At 59.9% G+C, this 26,058-nt stretch carries 22 protein-coding genes; 16 read left to right on the top strand and 6 right to left on the bottom strand.

Annotated elements, in window-relative coordinates; translation table 11 throughout:
* Position 1: 1 nt before the first annotated feature.
* From F560_RS26485 to F560_RS0102125, 8 genes are all read left to right on the top strand, one after another.
* Positions 2–427: a sensor histidine kinase gene (locus tag F560_RS26485; RefSeq protein ID WP_342662926.1), complete on the top strand. Its 426-nt coding sequence runs from the start codon at positions 2–4 to the stop codon at positions 425–427.
* Positions 420–1,949, top strand: coding sequence for a response regulator transcription factor (locus tag F560_RS0102155; protein WP_026298048.1), 1,530 nt, complete (start codon positions 420–422; stop codon positions 1,947–1,949). The genes F560_RS26485 and F560_RS0102155 overlap by 8 nt, the downstream gene beginning before the upstream one ends.
* Before the next feature lie 148 nt (positions 1,950–2,097).
* Positions 2,098–3,582 carry an ABC transporter substrate-binding protein gene (locus F560_RS0102150; protein ID WP_019004060.1) on the top strand — a complete coding sequence of 495 codons (1,485 nt, stop codon included), beginning with the start codon at positions 2,098–2,100 and terminating at the stop codon, positions 3,580–3,582.
* 89 nt (positions 3,583–3,671) lie between these two features.
* Positions 3,672–4,604 (top strand): ABC transporter permease, encoded by a 933-nt coding sequence (locus tag F560_RS0102145; protein WP_019004059.1) that lies wholly within the window; start codon positions 3,672–3,674, stop codon positions 4,602–4,604.
* Positions 4,605–4,631: 27 nt separating this feature from the next.
* A complete protein-coding gene (locus tag F560_RS0102140) occupies positions 4,632–5,549 on the top strand; it encodes a carbohydrate ABC transporter permease (RefSeq protein ID WP_019004058.1) in 918 nt (305 codons plus the stop codon).
* A 37-nt stretch (positions 5,550–5,586) separates the two neighbouring features.
* A complete protein-coding gene (locus tag F560_RS0102135) occupies positions 5,587–6,906 on the top strand; it encodes a glycoside hydrolase family 125 protein (protein WP_019004057.1) in 1,320 nt (439 codons plus the stop codon).
* The gene (locus F560_RS0102130; RefSeq protein WP_019004056.1) at positions 6,903–10,028 is read left to right on the top strand and encodes an alpha-amylase family protein; all 3,126 of its coding nucleotides are present in this window, start codon (positions 6,903–6,905) and stop codon (positions 10,026–10,028) included. The genes F560_RS0102135 and F560_RS0102130 overlap by 4 nt, the downstream gene beginning before the upstream one ends.
* A 22-nt stretch (positions 10,029–10,050) precedes the next feature.
* On the top strand, positions 10,051–12,873 hold the full coding sequence (locus tag F560_RS0102125) for an alpha-mannosidase (RefSeq protein ID WP_019004055.1): 2,823 nt from the start codon (positions 10,051–10,053) through the stop codon (positions 12,871–12,873).
* Positions 12,874–13,389: 516 nt separating this feature from the next.
* On the opposite strand, the gene F560_RS0102120 is transcribed toward F560_RS0102125, so the two are convergent.
* The 4 genes from F560_RS0102120 to chrS form a co-directional block, all read right to left on the bottom strand.
* Positions 13,390–14,034, bottom strand: a complete 645-nt coding sequence (locus F560_RS0102120) for a metal-dependent hydrolase (protein ID WP_019004054.1) — start codon at positions 14,032–14,034, stop codon at positions 13,390–13,392.
* A 382-nt stretch (positions 14,035–14,416) separates the two neighbouring features.
* Complete coding sequence (chrA, locus tag F560_RS0102115; protein ID WP_019004053.1) at positions 14,417–14,953, bottom strand: chromate efflux transporter ChrA; 537 nt, start codon at positions 14,951–14,953, stop codon at positions 14,417–14,419.
* A gap of 59 nt (positions 14,954–15,012) precedes the next feature.
* On the bottom strand, positions 15,013–15,663 hold the full coding sequence (chrB, locus tag F560_RS0102110; protein ID WP_019004052.1) for a chromate efflux transporter ChrB: 651 nt from the start codon (positions 15,661–15,663) through the stop codon (positions 15,013–15,015).
* A gap of 1 nt (position 15,664) precedes the next feature.
* The gene (gene chrS, locus F560_RS0102105) at positions 15,665–16,150 is read right to left on the bottom strand and encodes a chromate efflux transcriptional regulator ChrS (RefSeq protein ID WP_019004051.1); all 486 of its coding nucleotides are present in this window, start codon (positions 16,148–16,150) and stop codon (positions 15,665–15,667) included.
* 230 nt (positions 16,151–16,380) lie between these two features.
* Here chrS and F560_RS0102100 point away from each other — a divergent pair, with 230 nt between their 5' ends.
* From F560_RS0102100 to F560_RS0102085, 4 genes are all read left to right on the top strand, one after another.
* On the top strand, positions 16,381–16,917 hold the full coding sequence (locus F560_RS0102100; protein ID WP_019004050.1) for a metallophosphoesterase family protein: 537 nt from the start codon (positions 16,381–16,383) through the stop codon (positions 16,915–16,917).
* 206 nt (positions 16,918–17,123) lie between these two features.
* Positions 17,124–19,055 (top strand): acyltransferase family protein, encoded by a 1,932-nt coding sequence (locus F560_RS0102095; protein WP_019004049.1) that lies wholly within the window; start codon positions 17,124–17,126, stop codon positions 19,053–19,055.
* 66 nt (positions 19,056–19,121) lie between these two features.
* On the top strand, positions 19,122–19,721 hold the full coding sequence (locus tag F560_RS0102090; RefSeq protein WP_019004048.1) for a TVP38/TMEM64 family protein: 600 nt from the start codon (positions 19,122–19,124) through the stop codon (positions 19,719–19,721).
* Between the two features lie 55 nt (positions 19,722–19,776).
* Positions 19,777–20,037, top strand: coding sequence for a YqkE family protein (locus F560_RS0102085; RefSeq protein ID WP_019004047.1), 261 nt, complete (start codon positions 19,777–19,779; stop codon positions 20,035–20,037).
* Positions 20,038–20,107: 70 nt separating this feature from the next.
* Here F560_RS0102085 and F560_RS0102080 read toward each other — a convergent pair whose 3' ends face one another.
* Positions 20,108–20,572 (bottom strand): Dps family protein, encoded by a 465-nt coding sequence (locus F560_RS0102080; protein ID WP_019004046.1) that lies wholly within the window; start codon positions 20,570–20,572, stop codon positions 20,108–20,110.
* Between the two features lie 305 nt (positions 20,573–20,877).
* Between F560_RS0102080 and efeO the strand changes: the two genes are divergently transcribed.
* Genes efeO through F560_RS0102060 form a run of 4 tightly spaced genes read left to right on the top strand, consistent with a single transcriptional unit; the run spans position 20,878 to position 25,266 of the window.
* Entirely contained in the window at positions 20,878–21,738 is an 861-nt protein-coding gene (gene efeO, locus F560_RS0102075; RefSeq protein WP_019004045.1) for an iron uptake system protein EfeO, read from the top strand.
* Positions 21,739–21,743: 5 nt separating this feature from the next.
* Positions 21,744–23,057 carry an iron uptake transporter deferrochelatase/peroxidase subunit gene (gene efeB, locus F560_RS0102070; protein WP_019004044.1) on the top strand — a complete coding sequence of 438 codons (1,314 nt, stop codon included), beginning with the start codon at positions 21,744–21,746 and terminating at the stop codon, positions 23,055–23,057.
* Positions 23,054–24,844, top strand: coding sequence for an FTR1 family iron permease (locus tag F560_RS22250; RefSeq protein WP_019004043.1), 1,791 nt, complete (start codon positions 23,054–23,056; stop codon positions 24,842–24,844). The genes efeB and F560_RS22250 overlap by 4 nt, the downstream gene beginning before the upstream one ends.
* 59 nt (positions 24,845–24,903) lie before the next feature.
* Positions 24,904–25,266, top strand: coding sequence for a hypothetical protein (locus tag F560_RS0102060; RefSeq protein WP_019004042.1), 363 nt, complete (start codon positions 24,904–24,906; stop codon positions 25,264–25,266).
* A gap of 13 nt (positions 25,267–25,279) precedes the next feature.
* Here the strand turns inward: F560_RS0102060 and F560_RS0102055 are convergent, their stop codons facing one another.
* Positions 25,280–25,972, bottom strand: a complete 693-nt coding sequence (locus F560_RS0102055; protein ID WP_019004041.1) for an ABC transporter ATP-binding protein — start codon at positions 25,970–25,972, stop codon at positions 25,280–25,282.
* Positions 25,973–26,058: the final 86 nt, after the last annotated feature.

Here is a 26,058-nt window from a genome sequence, read left to right as displayed (position 1 = left end):
CATGCCGGCTGTATTTGGAGATGTTTCGCATCCGTTACAAAAACAAATTCGCCTACGAGATCGAATGCCCGCCGCGGTCATGCGGCTGTCGCTGCAGCCGATCGTGGAAAATTACATCGTGCACGGCATGGATCCGGCGCGGACCGACAACCGCTTGTCCGTGCGGGTCATGGCGGACGGCGGCGACATTCGGGCGGTCATCGAGGACAACGGCAAAGGAATCGAAGCTACCAGGCTGGCGGAGCTCAAGGCGCTGCTCAAAAGCGCGGAGGAGAGCGAAGGATTCGGGCTGCGCAGCGTGCACGCAAGGCTCAACCTGGTGTACGGCGAACCGTACGGCCTGGACATTGAAAGCGAGCCGGGAGCGGGGACGACCGTCACGATCCGGCTTCCGGCATCCGTCGGGGAGGCGAGGGAAAATGCTTAAAGTGTTCATTGCGGACGACGAGCCGTTCATTATCGAAGGCCTGTTCGATATGATCGACTGGGCTTCGCTGGGGCTTGAGATCGTCGGCCATGCGGAGAACGGGCGGCTCGCCCTGGAGGCGCTGGCGCATACGCCGGCCGATATTTTGATTACCGATATTTCAATGCCGGTCATGAACGGACTGGAGCTGATCGCCGCGGCCAGGGAGCGCCAGCCGAATCTGAAGGTCATCGTGCTCAGCGCCTACAGCGAATTCGATTATCTCCGCGAAGGCATGAAGCTCGGCATCGAAAATTATTTGCTCAAACCGATCAACGTCACGGAACTCAAGGAAACGCTCAGCAACACGGTCATGAAGCTGAACAGCCAGAAAGCGGAAACGCTGCTGAGCGACTACGGCATTCAGCTCATGAAGGACAACACGCTCTACCGCTGGCTGACCGGAAGCATGGCGGAAGAGGAATTTCACGAGCGGGCCGCGATGCTGGGCATCGAACCGGCCGCTCCGTATACGGCGGCCATCGTCGTCCGCGGCGATCCGGAAAGCGCGGAGCGGTCGGACCGGTTGTTCGCCGCCGTGGCGGCGGCGCTGGGCGGCGAGCGGAGCTGCCTTGTCTTTCGCGATATGGACGGCGATATCGTCGTTCTCGCCGGATTTGACGATCGGCAGGCGGACAAAACGGCGGTGCTGCAAACGCTCTCCGCGTTGAGAAACGCCGATCCCGGGGAGCGGCCGTTCCGGCTCTCTTCCGGGAGGATACATGAAAGCCCGCAAGCTTCGGCCAGCTATCGGGAAGCGAAAAAAGCGCAGGAATACTTCCTGATCTATCCGGAATGGGAATGGATCGATTACGGCGATCCCCGCGCGTTCAGCCAGGCGAGCCTGTCGGAGTTTCCGATCGACTGGCAGGCGTACGCCAAGCTGCTGGTGGCCAAAGACAGCGGCAAGCTGGCGGCGTTGATCGCCGGCGATTTCGAGCGGCTGCGCCGGATGGAAGGGGTTACGCCTTCCTATCTGCAGGAGATTGCGCTTGAGCTGATTGTCCGATTCAAGATGGAGCTGAAGGAGATCAAGCGGACGGAGGAGCCGGAACTGTTTGCGGCCGGCTTCGAAGGCGTGCGGAATGCGGCCGATTTCAACGCCTTGGCGGAAGCGGTTCGCGGGGTGGCGGCGCGCTGCGTCGAATCTCTCGTCCGCGATACGCGCAGTCCCGTCGTCCTTCAGGTGCTGAACGTCATTCACGAACGGTACGCCGACGAGCTGTCTCTGAAAATGCTGGGCGCCCAGTTTCATATTCATCCGGTCTATCTGGGCCAGCTTTTTATCAAAGAAACGAACGAATCGTTCACGGAATACATTAACAAATACCGGATCGAAAAAGCGAAGGAGCTGCTTCGGACCACGCACCATAAAGTGCATGAAATCGCGCGTTTGGTGGGCTATTGGGAGACGGGCTACTTCTACAAGCAGTTCAAAAAATACGTGGGCGTTTCCCCGACCGAGTTCAAAGCTTTGTTATAAGAAAAAAGATTGCCGGCAGACTGCGACGCAAGCAGTCTTTTTCTTTAGTTTCGACATGATATCTTAAGTTTGTCTTCTATTTGAAACTGCTTTCATGAATTACAGTTAAATTGCAAACACTTTATTTCACCTGAGGGGGAACAAGCAGATGGGCAAGTCAACGAAAAGCTTTGGGCTGCTGTCCGCGGCGCTCCTGTCGTTTTCGCTCGTGCTTGGCGGATGCGGCGGCGGCAACGGGAACGGCAACGCGGCGGATTCCGGAGGCGGCTCCGAGAAGCCGGTCGAATTGATCTGGTACACGATCGGCACGCCGCAAAAAGACGTGGATACCGTCATGGAAAAAGTAAGCGAGTACACGAAGGAAAAAATCAACGCGACCGTCAAAATGAAAATGATCGACTGGGGCGACTACCAGCAAAAAATGCAGGTGCTTGTCGCTTCCGGCGAACCGATGGATATCATCTTTACCTCCGCCGGCGGATTCGATTACGTCCAGAACGCCCGCAAAGGCGCGTTTCTGCAAATCGACGATCTGCTGCAAAAATACGGCAAAGGCATCATCGATACGATCGATCCGGCTTTCCTGAGCGGTTCCAAGGTCGACGGCCACAACTACGGCATCCCGGCCAACAAGGAGCTGCCGCAGCAGGACGTATGGCGGTTCAACAAAAATCTGCTGGACAAGTACAACCTGGACATCTCGAACGTCCGCTCGCTTGAGAGCCTGGAGCCGCTGCTGAAGACGATCAAGGAAAAAGAACCGAACGTCACGCCGTTCGGCCTGGACAAAAACCATGTCCCGACCGTGCCTTACGACTTCCTGATCACGAACATGCCGATGGCGGTCAAGCTCGACACGACCGATTACAAAGTCGTCAACATTCTCGAAACCGACGAGATGAAGAAAGCGCTCCAAACGATGCATAAGTACTACAAAGCCGGCTATATTTCGCCGGAAGCCGCAACCGTCGGTTCGACGAACGATCTGACGAAGTCCGGCAACTGGCTGGTCGACCGCGCGCAAACGCAGCCGCTGGCCGAAAACCTTTGGGCCGCAGCCTACGGGTATCCGGTGGTTTCGACGCCCGCGAGCGACCCGATCATCACGAACGCGTCCGTTCAAGGCTCGATCATGGCCATCTCCGCCAACTCCGAGCATCCCGAGAAGGCGATGGAGTTCCTGAACCTGCTGAATACCGACCCGGTGCTTCGCAACATGGTCGACTCGGGCATCGAAGGCGTCCATTACGAGAAAATCGGCGAAAACCGGATACGCAACCTGGAAGCCGCCAAAAACTACGACATGCCTTCGTATTCGCTCGGCAACAACATGATTCTTTACTTGAACGAGAACGATCCGGACGACAAATGGGAGCAATTTAAAGCGTTTAACGCAAAGGGCGTTCCTTCCCCGATTCTCGGCTTCAACTTCGACAGCACGAAAGTGGCTGCCGAGATGGCGGCCATTCAGAACGTGAAAGAGCAATACTGGTCTTCGCTCATGACGGGTACGGTGGATCCCGATGAATATTTGCCGATCGCCATCGAGAAATTCAAAGCGGCCGGCCTCGACAAAGTCATCGCGGAAGCGCAAGCCCAGCTTGACGCTTGGGTAGCCGAGAACAAGAAGTAATCCGAATCAGCATCGAGGCAGAAGGATCGGGCGGGTGAATCGTCGCCCGGTCCTTTCTCATTTTCGACAATAGGAGGGACGCTTTCGCGATGGCCGGTTCATTTTTCCGCAATCTGATTCGCAACCGGGCGATGCTGCTTATGGTTTTGCCCGGCGCCGTCTGGTTTTTGTTTTTTTCCTACATGCCGCTGATCGGCACGATCGCCGCCTTCAAAGAATACCGTTTCAGCCGGCAAGGCTTCTGGTACAGTCTCACCCACAGCAAAAACGTCGGCTGGGACAACTTCAAATATCTGTTCAACACGGACGCGGCATATACGATCACGCGAAATACGCTGTTGTACAATATCGCCTTTATTTTTCTGGGACTCGTCTTTTCCGTGGCTTTGGCCATCATTCTGTCCGAAATCGTCAACAAGCGGATGGCCAAATTGTATCAGACCGGCATGTTTTTGCCTTATTTCCTGTCCTGGGTCATCGTCGGCTACTTCGCGTTCAGCTTTCTCAGCATGGACCGGGGGCTGCTCAACCATACGCTCGAATCCTTCGGCATCGATTCCATCCAATGGTACAACGAACCGAAATACTGGCCGTTCATTTTGATTTTCGTCAGCCTTTGGAAGTCGGCCGGCTATAGTAGCGTCGTCTATTTGGCCTCCATCATGGGGATCGACAAATCGCTTTACGAAGCCGCGATGATCGACGGCGCGAACAAATGGCAGCAAATCCGCAACATTACGCTTCCGCTGTTGAAGCCGATCATCATCATCATGACGCTGCTGGCCGTCGGCAGAATCTTTTATGCGGACTTCGGGCTGTTCTACAACGTGCCCCGCGATTCCGGGACGCTGTACTCCGTCACCAACGTCATCGACACCTACGTATACCGCGGATTGAAAACGACCGGCGAAATCGGCATGAGCACGGCGGCGGGATTGTACCAATCGGTCGTCGGCTTCATCCTCGTCCTGGTGTCCAACTTCATCGTGCGGAAAATCGACAAAGACAGCGCGCTGTTCTGATCCGAGTCCGAAGGGAGTGAGTTGCTCGTGTTTTCCAAAACGAAGAAAAAACGGGATTTCCATCACCTGTCTCCGGGATGGAACTTCATTTTCCATGCCGTCGCTCTCTTTTTCGCGGTGCTGTGCGTTTTTCCTTTCCTCTTTGTCGTCATCATTTCGTTTACCGACGAAAAGACGCTGGCGACGAACGGCTACCGCATCTTTCCCGCCAAATGGAGCCTCGAGGCTTACCGTTACGTGTTCCAAACCGGGGATATGCTGCTCAAATCGTACGGCGTCACCATTCTGGTGACGGTTGCCGGCACGCTGCTCAGCCTTGTGATGATTTCCCTTTACGCTTACGCCGTATCGCGCAAAAGCTTCGCCTACCGCCGGTTTTTCTCTCTGTTCGCCATCTTTACGATGCTGTTTAACGGCGGGATGATTCCGACCTATATTATCGTGACGCAGGTGTTGGGATTGAAAGACAGCCTGTGGGCGCTGATCTGGCCGCTGGCGATGAACGCGTTTTACGTCATGATTTTGCGTACGTTCTACATGACGAGCGTTCCCGACGCGATTATCGAATCCGGCAAAATCGACGGCGCCGGCGAGTTCAAAATCTTTTACCGGCTCGTCCTTCCGCTGTCGCTGCCGGGACTGGCGACGATCGGCCTGTTCAGCACGCTCGGCTACTGGAACGACTGGTTTAACGCGCTGCTCTACATCGACGATCCGGACAAAGTTCCGCTGCAGTCGATGCTGATGCGGATCGAATCGAGCATGGCGTTCATCCAGCAGAACTCGGCCAACAGCTCGATCAGTCTGGAAGTGTTGCAAAACATGCCGCAGGACACGGCGCGCATGGCGATGGTCGTGCTGGCAACCGTGCCGATCATCTTCGCGTATCCGTTTTTCCAGCGCTATTTTGTCCAAGGGCTGACCGTCGGTTCGGTCAAGGAATGACAAAACCCAAAAGAGAGACGAAGGAGCCTCAAGCGAAATGGAACAATTCCGACTCCCCAAAATCCCGATGCCCAAGCTCGAACTGCCGCAAGCGGTCAAAGACGTGCTGGCCGAAGCGGAGGAAAAGCTGGCGCATCGCCCTAAGCTGCTGAAGCTGTTCAAAAACTGCTTCCCGAACACGCTGGAGACGACGACGAAGCTGCTGGACGACGGCACGACCTTTGTCATTACCGGGGACATTCCGGCCTGCTGGCTGCGCGACTCGGCGGAGCAGGTCGTGCATTACGTGCCGCTGGCCAAAAACGATCCGGACCTGCAGCGGATCATCGGCGGCCTGATCAAGCGCCACATCGCCTATATTCATATCGATCCTTACGCCAACGCCTTTAACGAATCGGCCAACGATTGGCACTGGAACACGACCGACGAAACCGACATGTCGCCGTGGGTGTGGGAGCGCAAGTTCGAAATCGACTCGCTCTGCTTCTCCATGCGGCTTGCCTATTTATATTGGAAGGAAACCGAACGGACGGATATTTTCGACGCCGGCTTCAAAGCCGCCATGCGCATCATCTACGATCTGTTCAAAACCGAGCAGCGGCATGCCGAACGGTCGCCTTACCGCTTTGCGCGCAACAACGGCATCCCGACCGATACGCTGCGCAACAACGGGCTCGGCATGCCGGTCAATTACACGGGCATGGTGTGGTCGGGCTTCCGTTCCAGCGACGACGCCTGCGACTTCCACTTCAACATTCCCGGCAATATGTTTGCGGTCGTCGCGCTGCGCTACATGCAGGAATTCGCGGAGTGGGTGTTCCGCGATCTGGAGTTTCTGCGCGAGTTGAAGGAGCTGGAGCAGGAAATCGACCACGGGATCAAACTGTACGGCATTTACCGCCATCCGAAGTTCGGTCCGATCTACGCGTACGAGACGGACGGATACGGCAACTACTGCCTGATGGACGATGCGGGAACGCCGGGGCTTTTGTCCATCCCGTATCTCGGCTATGTCTCCGCCGACGATCCGATTTACCAGAATACGCGCAGGTTCGCGCTGAGCAAGGAAAATCCGTTTTATTACGAGGGCAAGGCGGCCAAAGGCATCGGCAGCCCGCATACGCCGCCGAATTACATTTGGCATATGGCGCTGTCCATGCAAGGGTTGACCGCGACTTCGCCGGAAGAAAAACTGGCCATGATCGCGATGCTGGAAGCGACCGACGCGGATACCGGCTTCATGCACGAAGGCTTTCATGCCGACGACCCGACCGTGTTCACGCGTTCGTGGTTCGCCTGGTCCAACAGCCTGTTCTCCCAACTCGTGTACCGCTGCATGAAGGAGGGGCTGCTGTGAGCCGGCCAGTCGTCCTTTTGTGTGATCCTGCGTTCCCGCACGAGGGCACGTTGCCGGATGCGCAGGCGTCCGCCCTGTCCGAAATCGGCTCGGTCGTGCGGGCGGACGAATTGGCGCAGGCGCTTGACGGGCTGGACGGCGGCGTGTTCGTCAACCTGCACGCGCCGTATTTTCCGAAACCCGCCTGGACCGCGATCCTGGCGTTCGTCCGCCGCGGCGGCGGGCTTATCAGCGTCGGCGGCGCGCCGTTCAAGCGGCCGGCAAGACGGGAGAACGGCCGGTGGGCCGTCGAAGCGGAGCAGACCGGCTATCATCAGCAGCTTCATATTCATGAAGCGCTCCGGGTCGACGGCAGCCGGGCGGCGCGGTACGAAGCGCTTGCGGAACTTCCGCTGCTGGCCGGCGACGAGGGGCTGCTGCCGGTCCGGGACACGTGGAATCTTGTGCCGCATGTGACGAAGAGCAGCGACCATCCGCATCAGATGGGCTCGGCCGGTCCGATGGATACCCGAATATACGCGCTGCTTAAGGGCATATCCTCGGAAGGAAGGGCCGTATCGGCTCCGGTCGTGCTGTGGGAACACGTCGGCGGCCCGTTCGCCGGCGGGCGGTGGCTGTTCGTCGGCCAACCGCTCGAGCCGAAGCCGGAAAGCGTCCGGGCGCTGAAGCGCTGGACCGATTTTGTCGCCAGCGGCGTGACGGAGCTATGGCTGAAGCCGAACTACGCCGCTTACATGCCGGGAGAGCGGGCGACGCTGACGCTGCAGACGCAGCGGCTAAGCAGGCGTTTGCCGGCTTCGGCCAAGGAAACATGGCGCTTCGAACTGACGGTTGAACGCGAGGGAAGCGGCAGTCCCGAATGGACGGAGCGGCTGGAAGCCGAAGTGTCGGGAGAGCTGAATGCTGTCCGCCTGCCGCTGCCGTTTGCGGTCGAAAGCGGGCTGTACCGCGTCGTGTGCCGGGCGACGGCGCCGAACGGGGAAAGCCGCACGCTGCGCCAGGCATTCTGGGGGCATGACGAAGCGCTGCTGGCGAAGGGCAAGCCGATCGGCCGAGGGCGCGACTATTTTATTCAAGACGGGCGGCCGCTGCCGGTCGTCGGGATGACCTACATGGCGAGCGATGTTGCCCGCAAGTTTTTGCAGCTTCCCAATGCGGACGTCTGGGATCGCGACATGGCCCAAATGAAAAAGGCCGGCATCAACTGGATTCGGACGGGCATCTGGACGGCGTACCGGCATGTCATGTTTGCCGACGGGCATGCCTCCGAAGAAGCGCTGCGCGCCGTCGACGCGTTTCTGCTGACCGCGGCGCGGCACGATTTGCACGTCACGTTCACCTTTTTCTCCTTTACGCCGGAAACGTGGGAAGGGATCAATCCGTATCTCGACCCGCGCAGCCTGGAGGCGCAGAAGCGGTTTGTCCGCTCGATCGTGTCCCGCCATCGGAAGACGACGCACGTCGATTGGGATCTGATCAACGAGCCGTCGATGTTCGACCCGGCCCGCATCTTCTCGGACGGCCCGCGTTCGGCGCGCGATCCGTTCGAGCGGAAGGCGTTCTCGGACTGGCTTAAGCGGCGGCACCGATCGATCGAGGCGCTGCAGGAAAGATGGAACATGACGCCGGAACAGCTTCCCGATTTCGCGGCAGCTTTGCCGCCGGAGCCGGAAGAGATCAATTTCAGCGTTCAGGACATTCATTCGGGCAAAAAAGGCACGCGCTGGCTCGACTACTGCCTGTTTTCGATGGACATGCACAACGCCTGGGCCAAGGAGCTGAGGGATACGATCAAGGAGCTGTGCCCGGAGCATCTGGTCACCGTCGGTCAGGACGAGGCGCTCGGCGCGCAGCGGCCGTCGCCGTTTTTCTACGGGCAGGCGGTCGACTATACGACGGTTCATTCGTGGTGGCTGAACGATTACCTGCTGTGGGACGGCATTTTCGCCAAGACGGCGGACAAGCCGAATCTGGTTCAGGAGACGGGCATCATGTACGTCGAGACGCCGGACGGGCGGGCGAAGCGCTCCGAAGCGGAGCTGAAATGCCTGCTGGAACGCAAATACGCGTACGCTTTCGCCGCCGGCGGGGCGGGTGCGATCCATTGGATCTGGAATACGAACTTTTATATGGACAACGCCAACGAATCGCACATCGGCGCGCTCCGGGCCGACGGCACGGAAAAGCCGGAAGCGGACGTCTCCTATGATTTCGGACGGTTTATGGGTGAAATCCGCGACCTGTTCAGCGGGCGCGAGCTGGAAGACATCGCGGTCGTGTTTCCGTACTCCAACGACTTCTCGAACCGCAAGCTGGCGTTCGATGCGACGACCTGTGCGGCGCGGGCGCTGGCTTACGAGCTGAAATTGCCGTTCCGGGGCGCGTCGGAGTACCATCCGGAAGATTTGCGCAAATATCCGGCCAGGCTGATCGTGCTGCCGAGTCCGCACAACATGGACGACGGCGCGATCGAGAGGCTGCTGGACATCGCGAGCGAAACCGGAGCGACGCTGCTTGCGACCGGGCCGCTCGGTCTGGACGCCTACTGGCGGAATACCGCGCGGCTGGACGGCCTGCTTGGCGTCCGGAAAGCCGGCAATATCCGCCGCGAGGAAAAGCTCCTGCTGGGCGGCCAAGCGCTGCCGGTTTCGTTCGGCCGGCGGCGGATCGCCGAGCTGGTGAAGGAAACGCGCAACGTAGACGGCGGCAACGGCGCGCCGGAACGGGAAGGGGACGCGCTTGTCGAAGTCGCCCTCGGACGCGGGAAGCTCATCTGGTGTCCGCTGCCCGTCGAATTGAACGACCGGATCGAACCGGTTGCCGCGCTTTACCGCTATGCGGCCGAGGCGTCCGGCGTGCGGCAGACGCTGCTGTGGCGCAAGGGCGGAGAGGAGCCGGGCGTTTATGGCCGGAAGCTGAGCTTCGAGAAAGGCTATCTTTATATTTTCGTTTCGGAAACCGCCTGGGATCGCGAAATCGAAGTCCAGGACCCGGATACGAAGCAAATCTATTCGTTTGTGCTGGAGAAGGAACGCTCGGCGCTGTTTGCGACCGACCGGACCGGCCGGCTGCTGGCCGTGTACCGCTCCGGCGAAATGCAAATCGCAACGAACGGCAATTGACGCAGACGCGAAAGGAGATATCATGGCAAACCCCCGAAAAACCGCGCATATCGTCTCCCATACGCATTGGGACCGGGAATGGTACTTGCCGTACGAGAAACACCATGTCCGGCTTGTCCATCTGATCGATACGCTGCTTGACAAGCTGGAGCGGGATCCGGAATTCCGGAGCTTCCATCTGGACGGGCAAACGATTATTTTGGAGGATTACCTGCAGGTTCGTCCGGAGCAACGAGACCGCCTGGAAAAGCTCATTCGCCAAGGCCGGCTGATCATCGGTCCGTGGTACATTTTGCAGGATGCGTTTCTGACGAGCGGCGAAGCGAATGTCCGCAACCTGCAAATCGGACATCAGGACGCGAAGCGCTTCGGGCAGCCGGCCAAAATCGGCTATTATCCGGACACGTTCGGCCTGGCCGGGCAAACGCCGCAGCTGATGCGGCAGGCGGGCATCCGCAATGTGTTTTTCGGACGCGGCGTGAAACCGACGGGCTTTAACAACACCGTCTCCTACGGCGGGTACGAGTCCTCCTTTTCCGAATTGACGTGGGTCGGCCCGGACGGCTCGAAGGTGCTCGGCGTTCTGTTCGCCAACTGGTATTCGAACGGCAACGAAGTGCCGAAGAACGAGGCGGAGGCCAGGGCATACTGGGAGCGCAAGCTGGCCGACGCGGAAAAGTACGCCTCGACCGGAGAGCTGCTGTTTATGAACGGCTGCGACCATCAGCCGGTTCAGCTCGATTTGCCCGAGGCGATCCGGACCGCAAGGAGGCTTTTTCCGGATGTCGAGTTCGTGCACTCGAGCTTGCCGGATTATGTCCGGGCGCTGGAAGGCGCCATCGACAAGGAGCTTTCTTCCGTTTACGGCGAACTGCGCAGCCAGCGTACCGACGGCTGGGGAACGCTCGTCAACACCGCGTCTTCCCGCGTCTATTTGAAGCAGATGAACCAGCTCGGCCAGGCGCTGCTGGAGAAAGCGGCGGAACCGCTGGCGGCGCTGGCCTCGCTGCACGGCGGAAGCTACCCGCATCATTTGCTGACGTATGCCTGGAAAACGCTGATGCAAAACCATCCGCACGACAGCATTTGCGGCTGCAGCGTCGACGAGGTGCACCGCGAGATGGTCACCCGCTTCGACAAGAGCCGCCATGTGGCGGAAAGCGTGATCGAAGCGAGCGCAGCCTATGTTGCCGACCGGATCGATACGACCGGATTCGAACGGTTCGGTTCCGACGCGCGCCCGGTCGTCGTCTTCAACACGACGGGCACGCCGCGGACGGGCGTCGTGACGATCGAGCTGGACGCGGAACGGCTGTATTTTCGCGACGGCTATACGCTGGAGGAGGCGGCCCGGAAGATCAAGTCGCTCGATCTGTCCGGACGCGTTCTCGTGGACGAGCGGGGCGCCCTTGTCGAATGCACGGCTGAGGATCTGGGCCTGCAGTTCGGCTACGACCTGCCGGACGACAAGTTCCGTCAACCGTATTTCTGCCGCCGGGTGAAGCTGGTCTTCGAAGCGGCGGATGTGCCCGCGCTCGGACTGAGAACGTACGCCTGGGTTCGCGCGGCGAGCGGCGCGGCGGCTTCGACTGCCGCTTCCACGGCTGCCGCGTCCACGTCGGCTTCGGCTCCCGAATCCGCAGCTCCGCCATCTTCAGCTCTCGTATCCTCTTTGGTTGCGGGCGATCGCGCGCTCGAAAACGAATTTCTGAAGGTGGAAGTGGCCGACGACGGCTCGTTTGCGCTGACCGACAAAGCAACGGGCCGCGTTTTCCGCGATCTCGGCATTTACGAGGACGTTGGCGACATCGGCAACGAATATATGTTCAAGCAGCCGGAAGGGGAGCCGCCCTTGACGACGAAGGGGCTGTCCGCCCGGATTTCCGTCGTCGAAAACACGCCTTACCGCGCCAGCCTGGAAATCGTCCACGACTGGGAGATTCCGGCCTCGGCGGATGAGCGGCTGGAGCAGGAGCAGCGGGAGCTTGTCTACTATCCCTACCGCAAGGCGCGGCGTTCGAAGATGAAGGTGCCGCTTACGATCCGCACGGTTGTCCGCCTGGAAAGGTCGGGCCGGGGCGTGGAAATCGAATCCTCCTTCGACAACCGGGCCAAGGATCATCGGGTTCGGATGCTGTTCCCGACCGATGTGGCCGCCGAGACGCATAACGCCGATTCTCTGTTCGAGATCGCAACGAGAAACAACGTTCCGGCGCCGGAGTGGGAAAACCCGAGCTATACGCAGCATCAGCAGGCGTTTGTTGACGTCAGCGGCGACGGAGCGGGGCTTACGGTGGCCAATCTGGGGCTGAACGAGTACGAGGTGCTGCGCGACGGCCGCAATACGATTGCCGTCACGCTGCTGCGCGCCGTCGGCGAACTGGGCGACTGGGGCTTGTTCCCGACGCCGGAAGCGCAATGCCTCGGCGAATGCGCGGCTCGCCTGAAGCTGATTCCCCATGACGGGGAAGGCATCCGTTCCGGCGCGTACGAGCAAGCCTACCAGTTCCAGGCGCCATGGACGGTTTGCCAGACCGGGGTGCATGCAGGCGATATCCGGCCCGTCTACGCTCCGCTTCGCTGGACGGGGGAGAAGCTTGCCTCCTCTTCCATGAAGCGCAACGAGCAAACCGGCGATCTCATGCTGCGCTGGTATAACCTGAGCCGGGACGACGCGGCGCTGACGATCGCGGCGGATGTGCCGATCGCGGGCGCATACAAGAGCAACATTCTGGAAGAGCAGGTCCAGCCGCTGGCGGCGCAGCCTTCCGGGGAATTCGCGTTGCCGGTCGGACCGTGCGAAATCGTCACCGTTGGATTGCGTGCTGAAAATGGGCTGATCTAAAGGGAATAAAGGGAATACCCCAAAAGCCGGTTCTCATACCGGTCCCCATATAGAAAAAATGAACCTCCGAAACCACTGTAAAAGAGTGGTCTCTGGAGGTTCATTTTTCGTATCCGCCCGCCGGAGCGGACGAGCCGGACTGCAGTTGCCAAAACCGCAACTGCAGAGCCGGTTTTTGCGCAAGCCCCCGTTTTAATTGCTATAGCGGCAATTACACCGGGCATCCGGCCCGCGGGGGCGGGGGATCGGGGCTGCAGTTGCTCAAAAAGCAATTGCAGAGCAGGTTTTCGCGCGACCCCCCGATTTAATTGCTATAGCGGCAATTACACCGGGCATCCGGCCCGCGGAGGCGGGGAATCGGGGCTGTAGTTGCCCAAAAAGCAACGGCCAAGCCGTTTTCGCGCGTTCCCCCGATCGAAGTGTCATAGCGGCAATTAAATCTAGCACCCCGCTCGCCGGACTAGAGGAAAGGATGTTTCGTTTGCTTGCGGGGGCGGGCACCCCGGAATATCGGGCTCAAAACCGGATCTTAAACGACTTTTTGCTGATCGGAAACAGCCATTTGACGCCGCTCGGCGTCATCGTGTCGAGGAGCAGATGGGACAGGTAGCCGGCGACCGCAAAATTCATAAGTCCGGGGATGCCCCATTCTTCCTCGAAGGCGCGGGCGATCGCGCCCCAGGCGATAACGGCCCATACGGTGTGCGTCAGCCCCCGGTGGTTCAGCCAGGGAGCCCAGGCGACGAAGACGCCCAACCCGATCAGGCCGTACAGCCGAAAGTTCCATCCCGCATAAATGAGTCCGGCGCCGATGAGGCTGACGAGCAGGTTGCGCATGAAGCCCTGCTTCATCAGCAGCCCGAGAAGCAGCAGCGATACGGCGGCAATCGCAAGCTTCGGGTACAACAGGCCGCGCGCGAAATACAGCCAGCTTAAGCAGCCGACGGATAAAATCCCCGTCCACAGGGCGCTTTCGCGGATGAAGCGGGAGACTTTGCCGAGCTTGGCGCTCAGCAGATTGGTGCCGTCAAGGTCGGCGCTCAGCGCGGAAAAAGCGGTGACGGCTGCGTACAGGATGGCGTCCTCCAGACGAATAGGGTACACGAACGCGGCCGTTACGCCGATTCCCGCTCCTACGGCCAAATGGGTCGTTCCTTTCATAGTGCCTCCAAAGCGTCGCGTAATCGCGTCCCCTGAAACGGGAACGTTTGTTTGCTTTGTCATTATACATGCGGCGCCGATAAAAGGCAAACCCCGAAAGGCGCGGGGCCTTCGGGGCCTGAATAATGCGGTTGTCCGGTCCGGCTTTCGTAACCTGTCCGAACCCGATCGAACCCGCTCGGCCTTGACTGGTTTTGGCCCGGATTTGCTCGAACCCGCCCTGAATTTTCCGGACTTTCTGGGAACCCTCCGGGACTTACCCGGACTTTCTCGGACCCTCCCGGACTTCCCTGGACGTATTCGAAAAGGTCCGAACCTCCACCCGGACTTGGCCGGGCTGCCGGAACACGTCCGAACTTGCCCGAAGCGGGGCGCCGCAGCTTCAAACCAGCGGCAGCACGATGCCGCCGTAGACGAAAGCGGCGACGATGACGAGGGCCGGATGGATCTTCTTGACAATCATCGCCCAGAAGGCGACGGCGGCGATGCCCAGCGATTGCCAGAGGCCGATATGATGGATGGAGCTTTCGCCCATCTCGTACGTCAGGAGAAGCATCATGACGGCAATGACCGGCTGCACGAGCAGCGTCATGCCTTTGACGGCGTCCGACCGGCGGAAGCGCTGCAGCGCCTTGAGCAGCACGATCAGCGCCGCCGCGGATGGGACGACCGTAGCGGCCAGCGCCGCGAGCGCTCCGGCCAGGCCGGAAACGTCGTAGCCGACGAAGGCGGCGATTTTGGTCGCGATCGGGCCGGGCAGCGCATTGCCGAGCGCGAGTATATTGGAAAACTCGCGATCGGTGGTCCAGCGGTAATGGTTCACAATCTCCTGGTACATTAACGGAATCGAAGCCGGACCTCCTCCGTATCCGAGCACGTTCGCGAGAAAAAAGCCGACGATAAGGTTGATCAAGTCCATAAACTACGCTCCTTAAGAAGGCTGTTTGCCGCTATTTCCGCTATTTGCCGCTGTTGCCGCTATTTGCCGCTGTTATCGCTGTTGTCTCCATCGCCGTCATTGCTTCCGTTACTCCCTGTTGCTTCCTGGCGGCGGCGTTTGAACCAGGCGGACGCCCGGTAATGGAAAGCCCCGTAGGCGAGGAACAGCGCGATGACGAGGGCCGGATGCAGGTGGATGATCTGCAGCAGCGCGAACGACAGCCCGAAGAAAACGATGCCGAGCGCGACCCCGAGTCCTTTGACCGCTTTTTCGCCGAACTGGTATGCCATTTCCCCGAGCATGACGGCGATGACGGGCGTCACCGCGCCGATCATGCCCTGAACGACCGGCGATTCGCTCAAATATTGCACGGCCGACAGCAGGGCGATCATGGCGATGCAGGAGGGCAAAATATGCGCGAGCACGCCGACGGCCGCCCCGACAACGCCTTTGAGGCGATACCCCAAATACGCGCCCATCTTCGTGGCGATCGGGCCGGGCAGCGCATTGGCGATGGCCAGCACCTCGCCGAACTCGTCGTCGTTCATCCATTTGTAATGCGTTACGGCTTCGTAGCGGATGAGCGGGATGACGGAAGGCCCGCCTCCATAACCCAATATTCCGGTTTTGATCATCGCCCACGCGAGCTGCGCGTAAGCGCCCGTCCTTTTCTCCGTTTCTTCAGCCATGTTACAACCTCATTCCCATGCGGCTTTTGTACCGCGTAATCAGCACCTGGCAATCGACGCTCGTGATTCCGGGCATTTTGTACAGCTTATCTTTGAGAAAAGATTCCATTTCCGCATTGTCGGCAAACAGTCCGTGCATATGCAGCTTGCTCGGCCCCGTCATGTGGTAAAGGCTGGTGACCGAAGGTTCGTCCGCCAGCTTGTCGGCCACCTCGTGCAAAAATTTCGGCTCGACTTCGACGTTAAAAAAAGCGGACACCTGAAGCCCGATATTCGCCGGATTGATGACGGCCGTAAAGCGTTCGATCACGCCGCGCTCCATCAGCGCGTTGATGCGCGATTGCACCGCCACGCGGGAGAGGCCGATCTCCTTGGCCAGGTCGGTATACGAAATGCGGCCGTTTTTGAGCAGGGCGGCGATGATTTGCCGGTCGACCTCGTCGAGTGCCGGCGCTGCGGAATGTCCGTTTTTTTCGGGCTGCGTCATGGCTTGAAACCTCCATTTTCATTCCGTTCGTTGCATTCATAACGAAATAAATCGTTTAATAAAAGTTACTATGTGATTCAATATATACATAAACATATTCGAAATCAATAATAAATCGTCTTATTTACTGACGTTTTGTTATTTTTGAACATTTTGCGCGGCTTCATTAGGCAGCATATACTAATGGAAAATCGCCGTGCGTTCGAATGCGCGGCAAGGAGGGAGCGAGGGTGAAAATCGTCGTTGTCGCGGACACGCACATGCCCCGGATGGCCCGCAAGCTGCCCGAGCCGCTGGTGCGGGAACTGGCCGCTGCGGACGCCATTTTGCATGCCGGAGATTGGACCGACCTCAAGCTGTTCAAGGAACTGTCGGATTTTGCGCCCGTTTACGGCGTCGCGGGCAACAACGACGGACCGGAGGTCGTAAAGCGGTTGGGCTATCGAAAAATCGTCCGTTTCGAAAACGTCGCGATCGGGCTTGTGCACGGACACGGAGCGGCATCCAGAAAAGACACCGAACAAAACGCCATTCGGGCGTTCGAAGGGGAAGCCGTGCAGGCGATCGTCTACGGGCATTCCCATATTCCGGTGGCGAAGGTGCTGAACGGGATTCTGATCTTTAACCCCGGCTCTCCGACGGACAAAAGAAGGCAGCCCGCCTATTCGTTCGGCGTGATGGAGCTGGAAGGCGGCAGCCTGCGCGCCAGGCATCTGTTCTTCGACCGCGAGCCTTCCGGAACGAAGAACCGAACAAAATCGACATAGAAGACCGCACAAAAAGTCGCCCAAAGCGGCTTTTTTTCTTTGGTTTCGCTGTAACGCCAAGAGGGGCTCCGTCGTCTATTAAGGGAAAGCAAAAGCGCTCGCAAAAGGGGGGAAAAACGCCAGCTTGTAACCGGAAGAACGCGAATATAGATGAAGTTGTAACGGCAAATCAACACATGAAATTTAGCAGCAAGGAGCAAGCGGGTATGCCCAAACCCACGAATCGCCATTACCGGTACATACCGGGTCTTGACGGACTTCGAGCGGCAGCCGTTCTGGCCGTCATCGCTTATCACTTCGGAATGCCTTGGGCCCAGGGCGGATTTCTGGGCGTCGAAATGTTTTTTGTTCTTTCCGGTTATTTGATTACCGATATTCTGATCGCGGATCGGCAGCAATACGGCCGGATCCGGCTCGGGGCGTTTTGGCGGCGGCGCGCGCGCAGGCTTTTGCCGGCTCTGCTCACGATGCTGGCGGCCGTATCATTCTGGCTTTGGATAACGGATGAAAGCCGGCTGACGCAGCTCGGCGGCGATTTGCTGTCCGCGATTTTATATGTAAACAACTGGTGGCTTATCTTTCACAAGGTGTCCTATTTCGAAAGCTTCGGACCGCCTTCGCCGTTCGGCCATCTGTGGTCGCTCGCGGTGGAAGAGCAGTTTTACGTCGTCTGGCCGCTTTTCGTTGCGCTGGCCTTGCGCTGGCTGAAGCGGCGGGGAGCGCTGGCCGTACTGGCGCTGGCGGTCGCGGCGCTTTCGGCGTTTGCCATGTGGCTGCTCTATACGCCGGGTACCGATCCGAGCCGCGTCTACTACGGAACCGACACGCGCGCGTTCGGAATGCTGATCGGCGCGGCGGCTGCCCTGCTGTTGCCTAGCGGCCGATTGTCCGACCTCGTGCGCGGACGCGGGCTTACCGTCCTGGACGCGCTGGGCGGGATCGGGCTGCTGACCGCGCTTGCCATGATCCTGGGCGTCGGGGAATACGACGCCTTCCTTTATCCCGGCGGCTTCCTTCTGCTCGCCGCCGCCACGGTCGCCGTCGTCGCGGCCGTCGTGCACAAGGAGGGGCGGCTGGGCCGGCTGCTCGGCATCGCGCCGCTCCGCTGGATCGGCGTGAGATCGTACGGCATCTATTTGTGGCATTACCCGGTATTCGTCCTCACGAGCCCGCCGGCGAGCACGGAAGGACCGGATTACGGCCGAATGGCGCTGCAGCTTGCGCTGACGCTCGGCCTTGCCGCGCTGTCCTGGCGCTGGATCGAGCAGCCGGTTCGCACCGGCGTCTTCGGGCGCAACGTTCGGCTTCTGCTCGCCGGCAACCGGGCGGGCATAGCTGCTGCCGCCGCCGCGGGGCTGCTGCTGCTTGGCGCCTTGTGCGCAAACATCGCCGACAAGGCGGCGGTCGAGGTCGCGGCGCCCGAGACGGGGCCGATCGGCATGACCGACCGGACGGAAACGCAGCCGCCGGAATCGCCGCAGGACGGGCGCCCGTCCGACGCTCCGGTCTTGCCCGCCGGCTTGAAACCGGCCGGTCCCGCCGGGACGGCCGAACCGCCGGCGCAGCCGTCCGCAACCCCCGCGCCGCCGGGACGCCCGGGCGGCTCCGGGCCGGACGCGCGGCCTTCTCCGCCTGCCGGCGGGGGGCCGGATGCGGGCGCGGGATCGGGCGCAGACATTACGGTGATCGGCGATTCGATCATTCTCGGCGTCGCGCCCTATCTGGAGGAGCGCCTGCCCGGCATCCGGGTGGACGGCGAGAAGGGACGCCAGCTTTATGACGCGCCGGAATTGATCGAGGAGATGCGGAAAGAGGGGACGCTCGGGAGCAAGGTGGTCATCGAGCTCGGCACGAACGGTACGTTTTCCGCCAAACAGCTCAACCGGCTGCTCGACTCGCTCGGCCAAGCGGAACGCGTCGTCCTGATCAACACGCGGGTGCCGCGCAAATGGCAGGACAACGTCAACGCCGCGCTGAAGAAAGCCGCCGAAGAACGCGAGAACGTCGAACTTATCGACTGGTACGCGGCCAGCAAAAACCACGACGACTACTTTTATCCGGACGGGGTGCATCTGAAGCCGGAAGGCGCGAAGGCGTACACCGCGCTCATTATCGAATCGGTCAAGCCGCAAGCATGAAATCGCGTATTGTTATATAATAGGATAGCGTGCGGCAAGCCATTTGATAGATTTGGAGTGGTAGAAGTGGGGGAGGCCATCAACGGCTGGATCGACCAATTGATCGAAGCGACGCAACTGGATGGCTATCATTTGCTCATCCTTACGATACCGCTGGCCCTGATTCAAGGGCTGCTCGGACTGTTTCCTTTTACGACGATCATCATGCTGAACATTTCGGCGCTGGGGATTGTGAACGGAATGATCGTGAGCTGGCTGGCGGGAACGCTCGCGGCGGTTGCGGTCTATTTTTTCTGCAAGTCGATCCTGGCCGACTGGTTCAACCGCAAAATGCAGGCCAGGCTGAAGCGGTACGAAAAGTGGACCAAATACGTTCAGGATTACGGACTGTGGGCGATCATCTTTCTGCGCACGCTTCCCGTCATGCCGAACAACGTCGTTTCGTTTCTGTCCGCCATTTCGACGATCAAGCCGGGCGCTTATTTGATCTCGTCGATCGTGGGCAACCTGTCGCATATTTGGCTGTTCGGCATCATCACTTCGTCCATCCTGATGCCGGACGCCAACGTTTGGCTGCTGATCGGGTCGTACGCGGTATTTTGCGTCCTGCTGCTGGGCGTGTTTTTCTCCGTCAAGCGCGCCAAGTGGCGCCGCCCCAAAACCTAGAGCCAAACACGCGGGCGATATTGGCGTTTGTTGCGAATGGGAGGGTGAAACCAAGATGGCGGCAAAAAAACAAAACCGAAATACCGTTCCGGCGCCGGCGGACAAACCGGCAACGCTCCGCGACCGGCTTGACGCCGAGACGTTGGGCAAGCTGAAGGCGCAGGCCGAAGCTTGGAAGGCGGAAGAGCAAAAGCGGGCGGAAGAGCGGAGAAAGCGGGAAGCGGAAGCCAGGGCAGCCGAGCAAAAGCGGCTCGAAAACGACTTTGCCTATCTGCTCGACAACAGCAATCTGGATTGGCGAAAATTCAAATCGTAAAAACGAAGCCTCCCGGCGCGCATCAGGCGCGGACGGGAGGCTTCTCCGTTACGGGCGGAACGCCTGCGGATCAGACGTTGACGGTCGCCTTGGGACTTGCGGCTCCGAGGAAAGCGTTCAGCATCCAGATATGCTTTTCCAGACCGGATTGGATGCCCAGCAGCAGGTCTCCGGTCACTTCGTCGTCTTCCGCTTCCGCCGTCTTGATGGCTTGCTTCAGCTCGTCCCGGATCAAGGCGAAGTCGCGGGCGACGGCGGCAACCATCTCTTCGGCGGTTTCGGTTCCGCTTCCTTCCTTGACGGAGGCCAGCTTCAGGCTTTCGGACAGCGTCCCTACGGGGCGTCCTCCGATCGCCAGCAGCCGCTCGGCCAGCTCGTCCAGATGGGAAGCGGCTTCGTTGTAGAGTTCCTCAAACTTTTCGTGAAGCGTAAAAAAGTGGGGGCCTTTCACGTACCAATGGTATTGATGCAGTTTGGCATACAACACGGTCCAGTTGGCGACTTGTTTGTTCAATGCGGAAGCAACGTTTGACATGTAAGTTCCTCCTTATCCCTTATTTAAACTTAAACTTAATCTAATTTCTGATCTAAATATATCATGCGGGTGCCCGGTTGTCAACGGATCGTTTTTGGCAGCCCCCCCTCCTTGTATCATGACAAAAAATTTGTAAATGTATTCCCGTCCAACCGGCGGACTGCCGGATTTCGGCGATTTTCAGCCAGGCCGCGCCGTTCACGAAGATTCCGATTGCGCAGGCAGGTGCAATGCGCTATATTTATTGCTGGGAATGAGATTCATTCTCGTTTACTATGCATTATTCAAGGAGATGTAAAGCGTCCATGAAGAAATCGGTTACGGCATTGGCGACGGGGATTTTAGGGGCTGCCATCATGCTGACGGGCTGTTCGTCCAAAGAGGAGACGGCTTCGCCGCAGGCGGAAGGGACGGCTACGGCTGCCGCTGCCGCAGAGAGCGAGGGTCTGAAAGCCGCAACGGAATCCTACAAAAAATACGTCATCGAACAGACCGACCTGTTCGTTCAAGCTACGGAAGCGTTCGTCGATGCGGTTAAAGCCGGCGATGTGGAGAAAGCGCGGGAGCTGTATGCGCCTTCCCGCATGTATTACGAAAGAATCGAGCCGATCGCCGAATCGTTCGGAGACCTGGACCCCAACATCGACGCGCGCGAAGGCGACGTCGACGAGAGCGAATGGCGCGGTTATCACCGCCTGGAGAAGGCGCTGTGGGTTCAGAAGTCGGTCGAAGGCCAGGACAAATATGCCGACCAACTGCTGAGCGACAGCCAGCAGCTTCGCGCGCTGGTCGAGACGGTCGAGGTCAGCCCGGACATGCTCGTCACCGGCGCGGTGGGACTGCTGAACGAAGTGTCCAGCAGCAAGGTCGTCGGCGAAGAAGAACGGTATTCGCATACGGATCTGTACGACTTCGCGGCGAACGTGGAAGGAGCGGAGAAAATATTCGAGCTGCTGAGGCCCGAGCTCGAAAAGAAGGACGCTTCGCTGGCTTCCGATATCGAGCGGAAGTTCGCCGATCTGAAGGCCGATCTTGCGCAATACAAGGAAGGGGACGGCTATAAAATTTATACGGAACTGAAGCCGGATCAAACGAAGAAGCTGAGCCAGCTGATCGACGCGCTGGCCGAGCCGCTGTCGCAAATGGGAACGGTACTGGGGGCGTAAACGCGATGGGAAACGGCAATCGGAAAGACGGCGATCCGAAGCGCCAGGGAACGCTGCTCAGCCGCCGCGAGGTGCTGAAGATGGGGGCGGCGGGCGGGCTTGGCCTGCTGCTCGGCTCCATGGTCGGCGGAAGCGTGATCGCGGGCAAAGGGCTTGCGGCTTCGCTGACCAAGGGCTTCGACTCGCGGCCAACGGGGGATAATCAAGAGAGCGTTCCGTTTTACGGCAAGGTTCAGGCCGGCATCGTCACGCCCGCGCAAAATTTTCTGATCTTTGCCTCGTTTGACCTGGTGACGGAACGGATCGAAGACGTACGCAAGCTGTTTCAGGATTGGACCGACGCGGCAGCGCGTCTGACGGAGGGAAAGCCGGTCGGGGAGGAAAGCGACAACGCGTTTTTGCCGCCCAAAGACACCGGCGAGGCGGCCGGCCTGCTGCCCGCGCGAACGACGGTGACGTTTGGCGTGGGACCGTCCGTGTTCGACGGCCGGTTCGGTCTGAAATCGAAACGGCCGCCGACCTTTGCGGATCTGCCTCCCTTTCCGGGAGAAAGCTTGCAGCCGGAGTGGTGCGGCGGCGATATCGGCGTGCAGGTGTGCTCGAACGATATGCAGGTTGCGTTTCACGCGATCCGGAATTTGATCCGCATCGCGCGCGGCAAGGCGGTGCTCAAATGGATGCAGGAAGGCTTCCAACGTTCCGGTGCAGCCGATCCGAAGGCGGGGACGCCACGCAATCTGCTCGGATTCAAGGACGGAACCGGCAATCCGGATGTGAACGATCCCGACCTGATGAACCGTTACGTCTGGGTGCAGAAGGCCGACGGTCCTTCATGGATGGAAAACGGCACCTACATGGTCGTGCGAAAAATCCGGATGCGGATCGAAGTGTGGGACCGCTCGTCGCTGCAGGACCAGGAGGCGACCTTCGGGCGCCATCGCGCAAGCGGGGCGCCGCTAGGCCGGCAAGACGAATTCGATTCGCTCGAGGAGGCGCTGGAGCAGAAGAACGCGGACGGAACGTACGTGATTCCGGTTCAATCGCACGTTCGCCTCAGCCACGGGGACGGCAGCGTCAAAATTTTGCGCCGGTCCTATTCGTATTCGAGCGGCATCGAACCCCGAAGCGGGCAGCTTGACGCCGGCCTGTTCTTTATTTGCTTTCAGCGCGATATCGCTTCGCAGTTCGTACCGCTTCAGGATCGGCTGGCGCGGCAGGACAAATTAAACGAATATATCGTTCATATCGGCAGCGCCGTGTTCGCCTGCTTTCCGGGCGTCAGCCGGGGAGGATACATCGGGGAAGGGTTATGGTCATGAGCAAAAAATTCCGCAAAGCGTTCGCAACCGCTGCCGCCGTGGCGCTGCTTATTGCAGCGCTGGCGGGGGGAAGAGCCGCCGCCGCGGATGACGAGCCGGTGGACCGTCTGCTGCCGCTTGTCGGCGGCGCGCTGGTCGATGCGGGCAAGGGCGAGTGGACGAATGCAGGCGAGCAGTTGCAGCAATTCAAGGCCGCCTGGCAGGATGCGGTCTCGTCTGCGTCCGGCGCAGGGTCCGACGCCGCAGACGAAGTGGAAGCCGGGCTTGCCGCGGCGGAAGCCGCTTTGGCCGAAGCGGGCAAGCAGCCGGAGGAGGCCTACCGGGCGATTTCCGCACTGGCCAAAGCCGTCCGCGGCTATGTGTCGGCAGTCAAGCCGGAGGAGGACACATCGGCGGAAGGCAAGGCGAAGGCCGCAAAGCTGCTTCCCGTATTGGAGCAGGCGCTCGCGGGAGCGGCAAGCGGGGACTGGGACGAGGCCCGGCTTCGTTTCAAGCAATTTTCGAACGAATGGGGCAAATTCGAAAGCAAGGTGCGTTCGTCCGACGCTCAGGCCTATGCGGACATCGAAGCGAAGATCAGCCTGGCGCGGATCCCCCTTCAGGCTGAACCTCCGCGGAAGACCGCGGCCGAAAGCGGCCTGTCCGCGCTGATCGGATCGGTTAAAGGTTATGTAGAAGGAACATCGGCTGCCGCCGTTTCCGGCGAAAACGTCACGATCGCGGGGTTGATCGGTCTGCTTCGCCAAGCGGAAACGGCGCTGAACGAAGGCCGGACGGACGAGGCGCTAAGCAGCATGCAGACGTTCGTCCTGCAATGGCCGGCGGCGGAAGGAGCGGTCAGCACCCGGTCGCAGAGCGCGTACGGCACCATCGAGAGCGAAATGACGCGCGCCTCCAGCTATCTGCTTTCCAGTCCGCCGGACGCCGAACGGGCGAAAGCGAGCGTCCGGACGCTCATCGCGGCCTTGGAGCCCTATGCGGACGCAACCTCGTATACGTCCTGGGACGCGGCCGTCATTCTGCTGCGCGAAGGGGCGGAGGCGCTGCTTGTCGTCGCGGCCCTTCTCTCCTTCCTGAAGCGGACCGGCAACTTCGACAAGGCCAAATGGGTGTGGGGCGGAGCCTCGGCCGGACTTGCGGTCAGCGTCGCTCTCGCGGTCGCGCTGACCTACGCGGTGGCGGCCGTGTACGCCGGAACGACCAGGGAAATGGTCGAAGGCTATTTCGGATTGGCCTCGGTGGCGATGATGCTCGCCGTCGGCATCTGGCTGCACGGCAAAGCCAACGCTAAAGCCTGGAACCGGTACATCCAAAAGCATGCGGGTTCGGCGTTGTCCAGCGGCAGGCGGTGGTCCTTGTTTGCCATCGCAGGGCTTTCGGTCGCGCGGGAAGGAGCGGAAACGGCCGTTTTCTATATGGGGATGGTTCCGTCCATCGGGCTGTCCCGGCTGCTGATCGGGATCGGAGCGGCGGCTGCCGCGCTGGTCGCGCTCGGCTTCGTCATCGTGCTCGGCGGCTCCCGGCTGCCGATCCGGCCGTTCTTCGCGCTGGCGACCGCTTTGATCTATTTTTTGGCGTTCAAGTTTCTCGGCCAGAGCCTTCACGCCTTGCAAATCGCCGGTCAGCTCCCTTCGCATTTGCTCGAACCGGCACCGGCCGTGTCATGGCTCGGTTTTTATCCGACATGGGAGACCGCCGTTCCGCAGTTGTTCGCGCTTGTCTTCATCCTGCTGCAAATCGTCCGCACAAGACTCGGCAACCGCGCCGATGAGGCCAGCGCCGCCTGACGGTCCCTATTCGATTCGGGCTGTGATATGATAGGAGGGACTGTCAAGGAGGAGAACGCATGGTCAATGTCACGATCGATTTGTACCAGGACTGGCTTCGCACCGTCCGCGAGGTGTTCCGCGGCTCGGGAGCGCCGCTGCCAAACGAGATGACGGACGAAGAGGTCGGCAGAGCCTACTACCTGCAAACCTCCGAGTCCGAGGAGCAAGCCGAGGAGCGGAGAGCCGCGAACGAGCGGCGGTTTTCGGAAATGCAGCGCATCCTGCTCGAAAATTTGGAAACGGTGATCGTTCCGGATATCCGCAAGCGGACGGGATACGAGGGGGAACGGTTTCATTTCCGCTGGGTTTATATGCAAGGGGAAAATATTATCGAAGAATTTTCGGAGTACTGGATTCCGCTCGGGCCTTCTCCCGATTGAACCGGTCCGGCTGTCAGGCAAGGCGCGTTCCGGAATCCGCCGGGGCGATCTTGCCGTCCTCGAGCGCGACGATTCTTCGCGCCCACCGGGCTACGCCGGGATCGTGCGTAATAAGGACGACCGTTCGGCCCTGCTCGTTCAGCCGCCTCAGCAGTTCAAGGATATCTTCCGCCGCCTTCCGGTCGAGCGAGCCGGTCGGCTCGTCGGCGAGCAGCAGCGGCGGATCCGCCGCCAGCGCCCTGGCAATGGCGACGCGCTGCTGCTGGCCGCCCGAAAGCTCCGCAGGCCGGTGGGCCTTGCGGTCCGCCAGGCCGACGGCCGCCAGCGTGCGCAGAACGGCTTGTTTTCTCGTTTGGCTATCGAGGCCGCGGTAAATGAGCGGCAGCTCCACGTTGGCGAAGGCGGTCAGACGGGGAAGCAGATTGAATTGCTGAAAGACGAACCCGATGCTGCGGTTGCGGATTTCCGCCAGCTTGCCCGGCGAAAGCGTTGCGACGTTCACGCCGTCGAGGACGTACGCGCCTTCGTCCGGAACGTCGAGGCAGCCGAGAATGTTCATCAGCGTGGACTTGCCGGAGCCGGAAGGGCCGGCAATGGCCACAAATTCGCCTTTTTGAATGCTCAGGCTGACGTTGTCAAGCGCTTTCACGACTTTTCCGCCCGCACGGTAAAATCGGCTCACCCGATTCAGCTGAATGAAGGCCATCGCGATCACCCCATTTTCAGCTTATTCGGAGAACCTGTACTTTTTGCCGCCGGGACGTGCGCCAAACCGCCGGAAACCGCCGGGTT

Origin of the sequence: Cohnella laeviribosi DSM 21336 (assembly GCF_000378425.1) — a bacterium.
Classification (GTDB): domain Bacteria; phylum Bacillota; class Bacilli; order Paenibacillales; family Paenibacillaceae; genus Cohnella; species Cohnella laeviribosi.
Note: the sequence above shows the minus strand (reverse complement) of the source record. Positions and strands in the feature narration are given on the sequence as shown.

Coding starts and splice junctions, on each gene's coding strand:
- F560_RS26485 (WP_342662926.1), top strand. CDS start 2: ATGCCGGCTGTATTTGGAGATGTTTCGCATCCGTTACAAAAACAAATT.
- F560_RS0102155 (WP_026298048.1), top strand. CDS start 420: ATGCTTAAAGTGTTCATTGCGGACGACGAGCCGTTCATTATCGAAGGC.
- F560_RS0102150 (WP_019004060.1), top strand. CDS start 2,098: ATGGGCAAGTCAACGAAAAGCTTTGGGCTGCTGTCCGCGGCGCTCCTG.
- F560_RS0102145 (WP_019004059.1), top strand. CDS start 3,672: ATGGCCGGTTCATTTTTCCGCAATCTGATTCGCAACCGGGCGATGCTG.
- F560_RS0102135 (WP_019004057.1), top strand. CDS start 5,587: ATGGAACAATTCCGACTCCCCAAAATCCCGATGCCCAAGCTCGAACTG.
- F560_RS0102125 (WP_019004055.1), top strand. CDS start 10,051: ATGGCAAACCCCCGAAAAACCGCGCATATCGTCTCCCATACGCATTGG.
- F560_RS0102120 (WP_019004054.1), bottom strand. CDS start 14,034: ATGAAAGGAACGACCCATTTGGCCGTAGGAGCGGGAATCGGCGTAACG.
- chrA (WP_019004053.1), bottom strand. CDS start 14,953: ATGGACTTGATCAACCTTATCGTCGGCTTTTTTCTCGCGAACGTGCTC.
- chrB (WP_019004052.1), bottom strand. CDS start 15,663: ATGGCTGAAGAAACGGAGAAAAGGACGGGCGCTTACGCGCAGCTCGCG.
- chrS (WP_019004051.1), bottom strand. CDS start 16,150: ATGACGCAGCCCGAAAAAAACGGACATTCCGCAGCGCCGGCACTCGAC.
- F560_RS0102095 (WP_019004049.1), top strand. CDS start 17,124: ATGCCCAAACCCACGAATCGCCATTACCGGTACATACCGGGTCTTGAC.
- F560_RS0102085 (WP_019004047.1), top strand. CDS start 19,777: ATGGCGGCAAAAAAACAAAACCGAAATACCGTTCCGGCGCCGGCGGAC.
- F560_RS0102080 (WP_019004046.1), bottom strand. CDS start 20,572: ATGTCAAACGTTGCTTCCGCATTGAACAAACAAGTCGCCAACTGGACC.
- efeO (WP_019004045.1), top strand. CDS start 20,878: ATGAAGAAATCGGTTACGGCATTGGCGACGGGGATTTTAGGGGCTGCC.
- efeB (WP_019004044.1), top strand. CDS start 21,744: ATGGGAAACGGCAATCGGAAAGACGGCGATCCGAAGCGCCAGGGAACG.
- F560_RS22250 (WP_019004043.1), top strand. CDS start 23,054: ATGAGCAAAAAATTCCGCAAAGCGTTCGCAACCGCTGCCGCCGTGGCG.
- F560_RS0102060 (WP_019004042.1), top strand. CDS start 24,904: ATGGTCAATGTCACGATCGATTTGTACCAGGACTGGCTTCGCACCGTC.
- F560_RS0102055 (WP_019004041.1), bottom strand. CDS start 25,972: ATGGCCTTCATTCAGCTGAATCGGGTGAGCCGATTTTACCGTGCGGGC.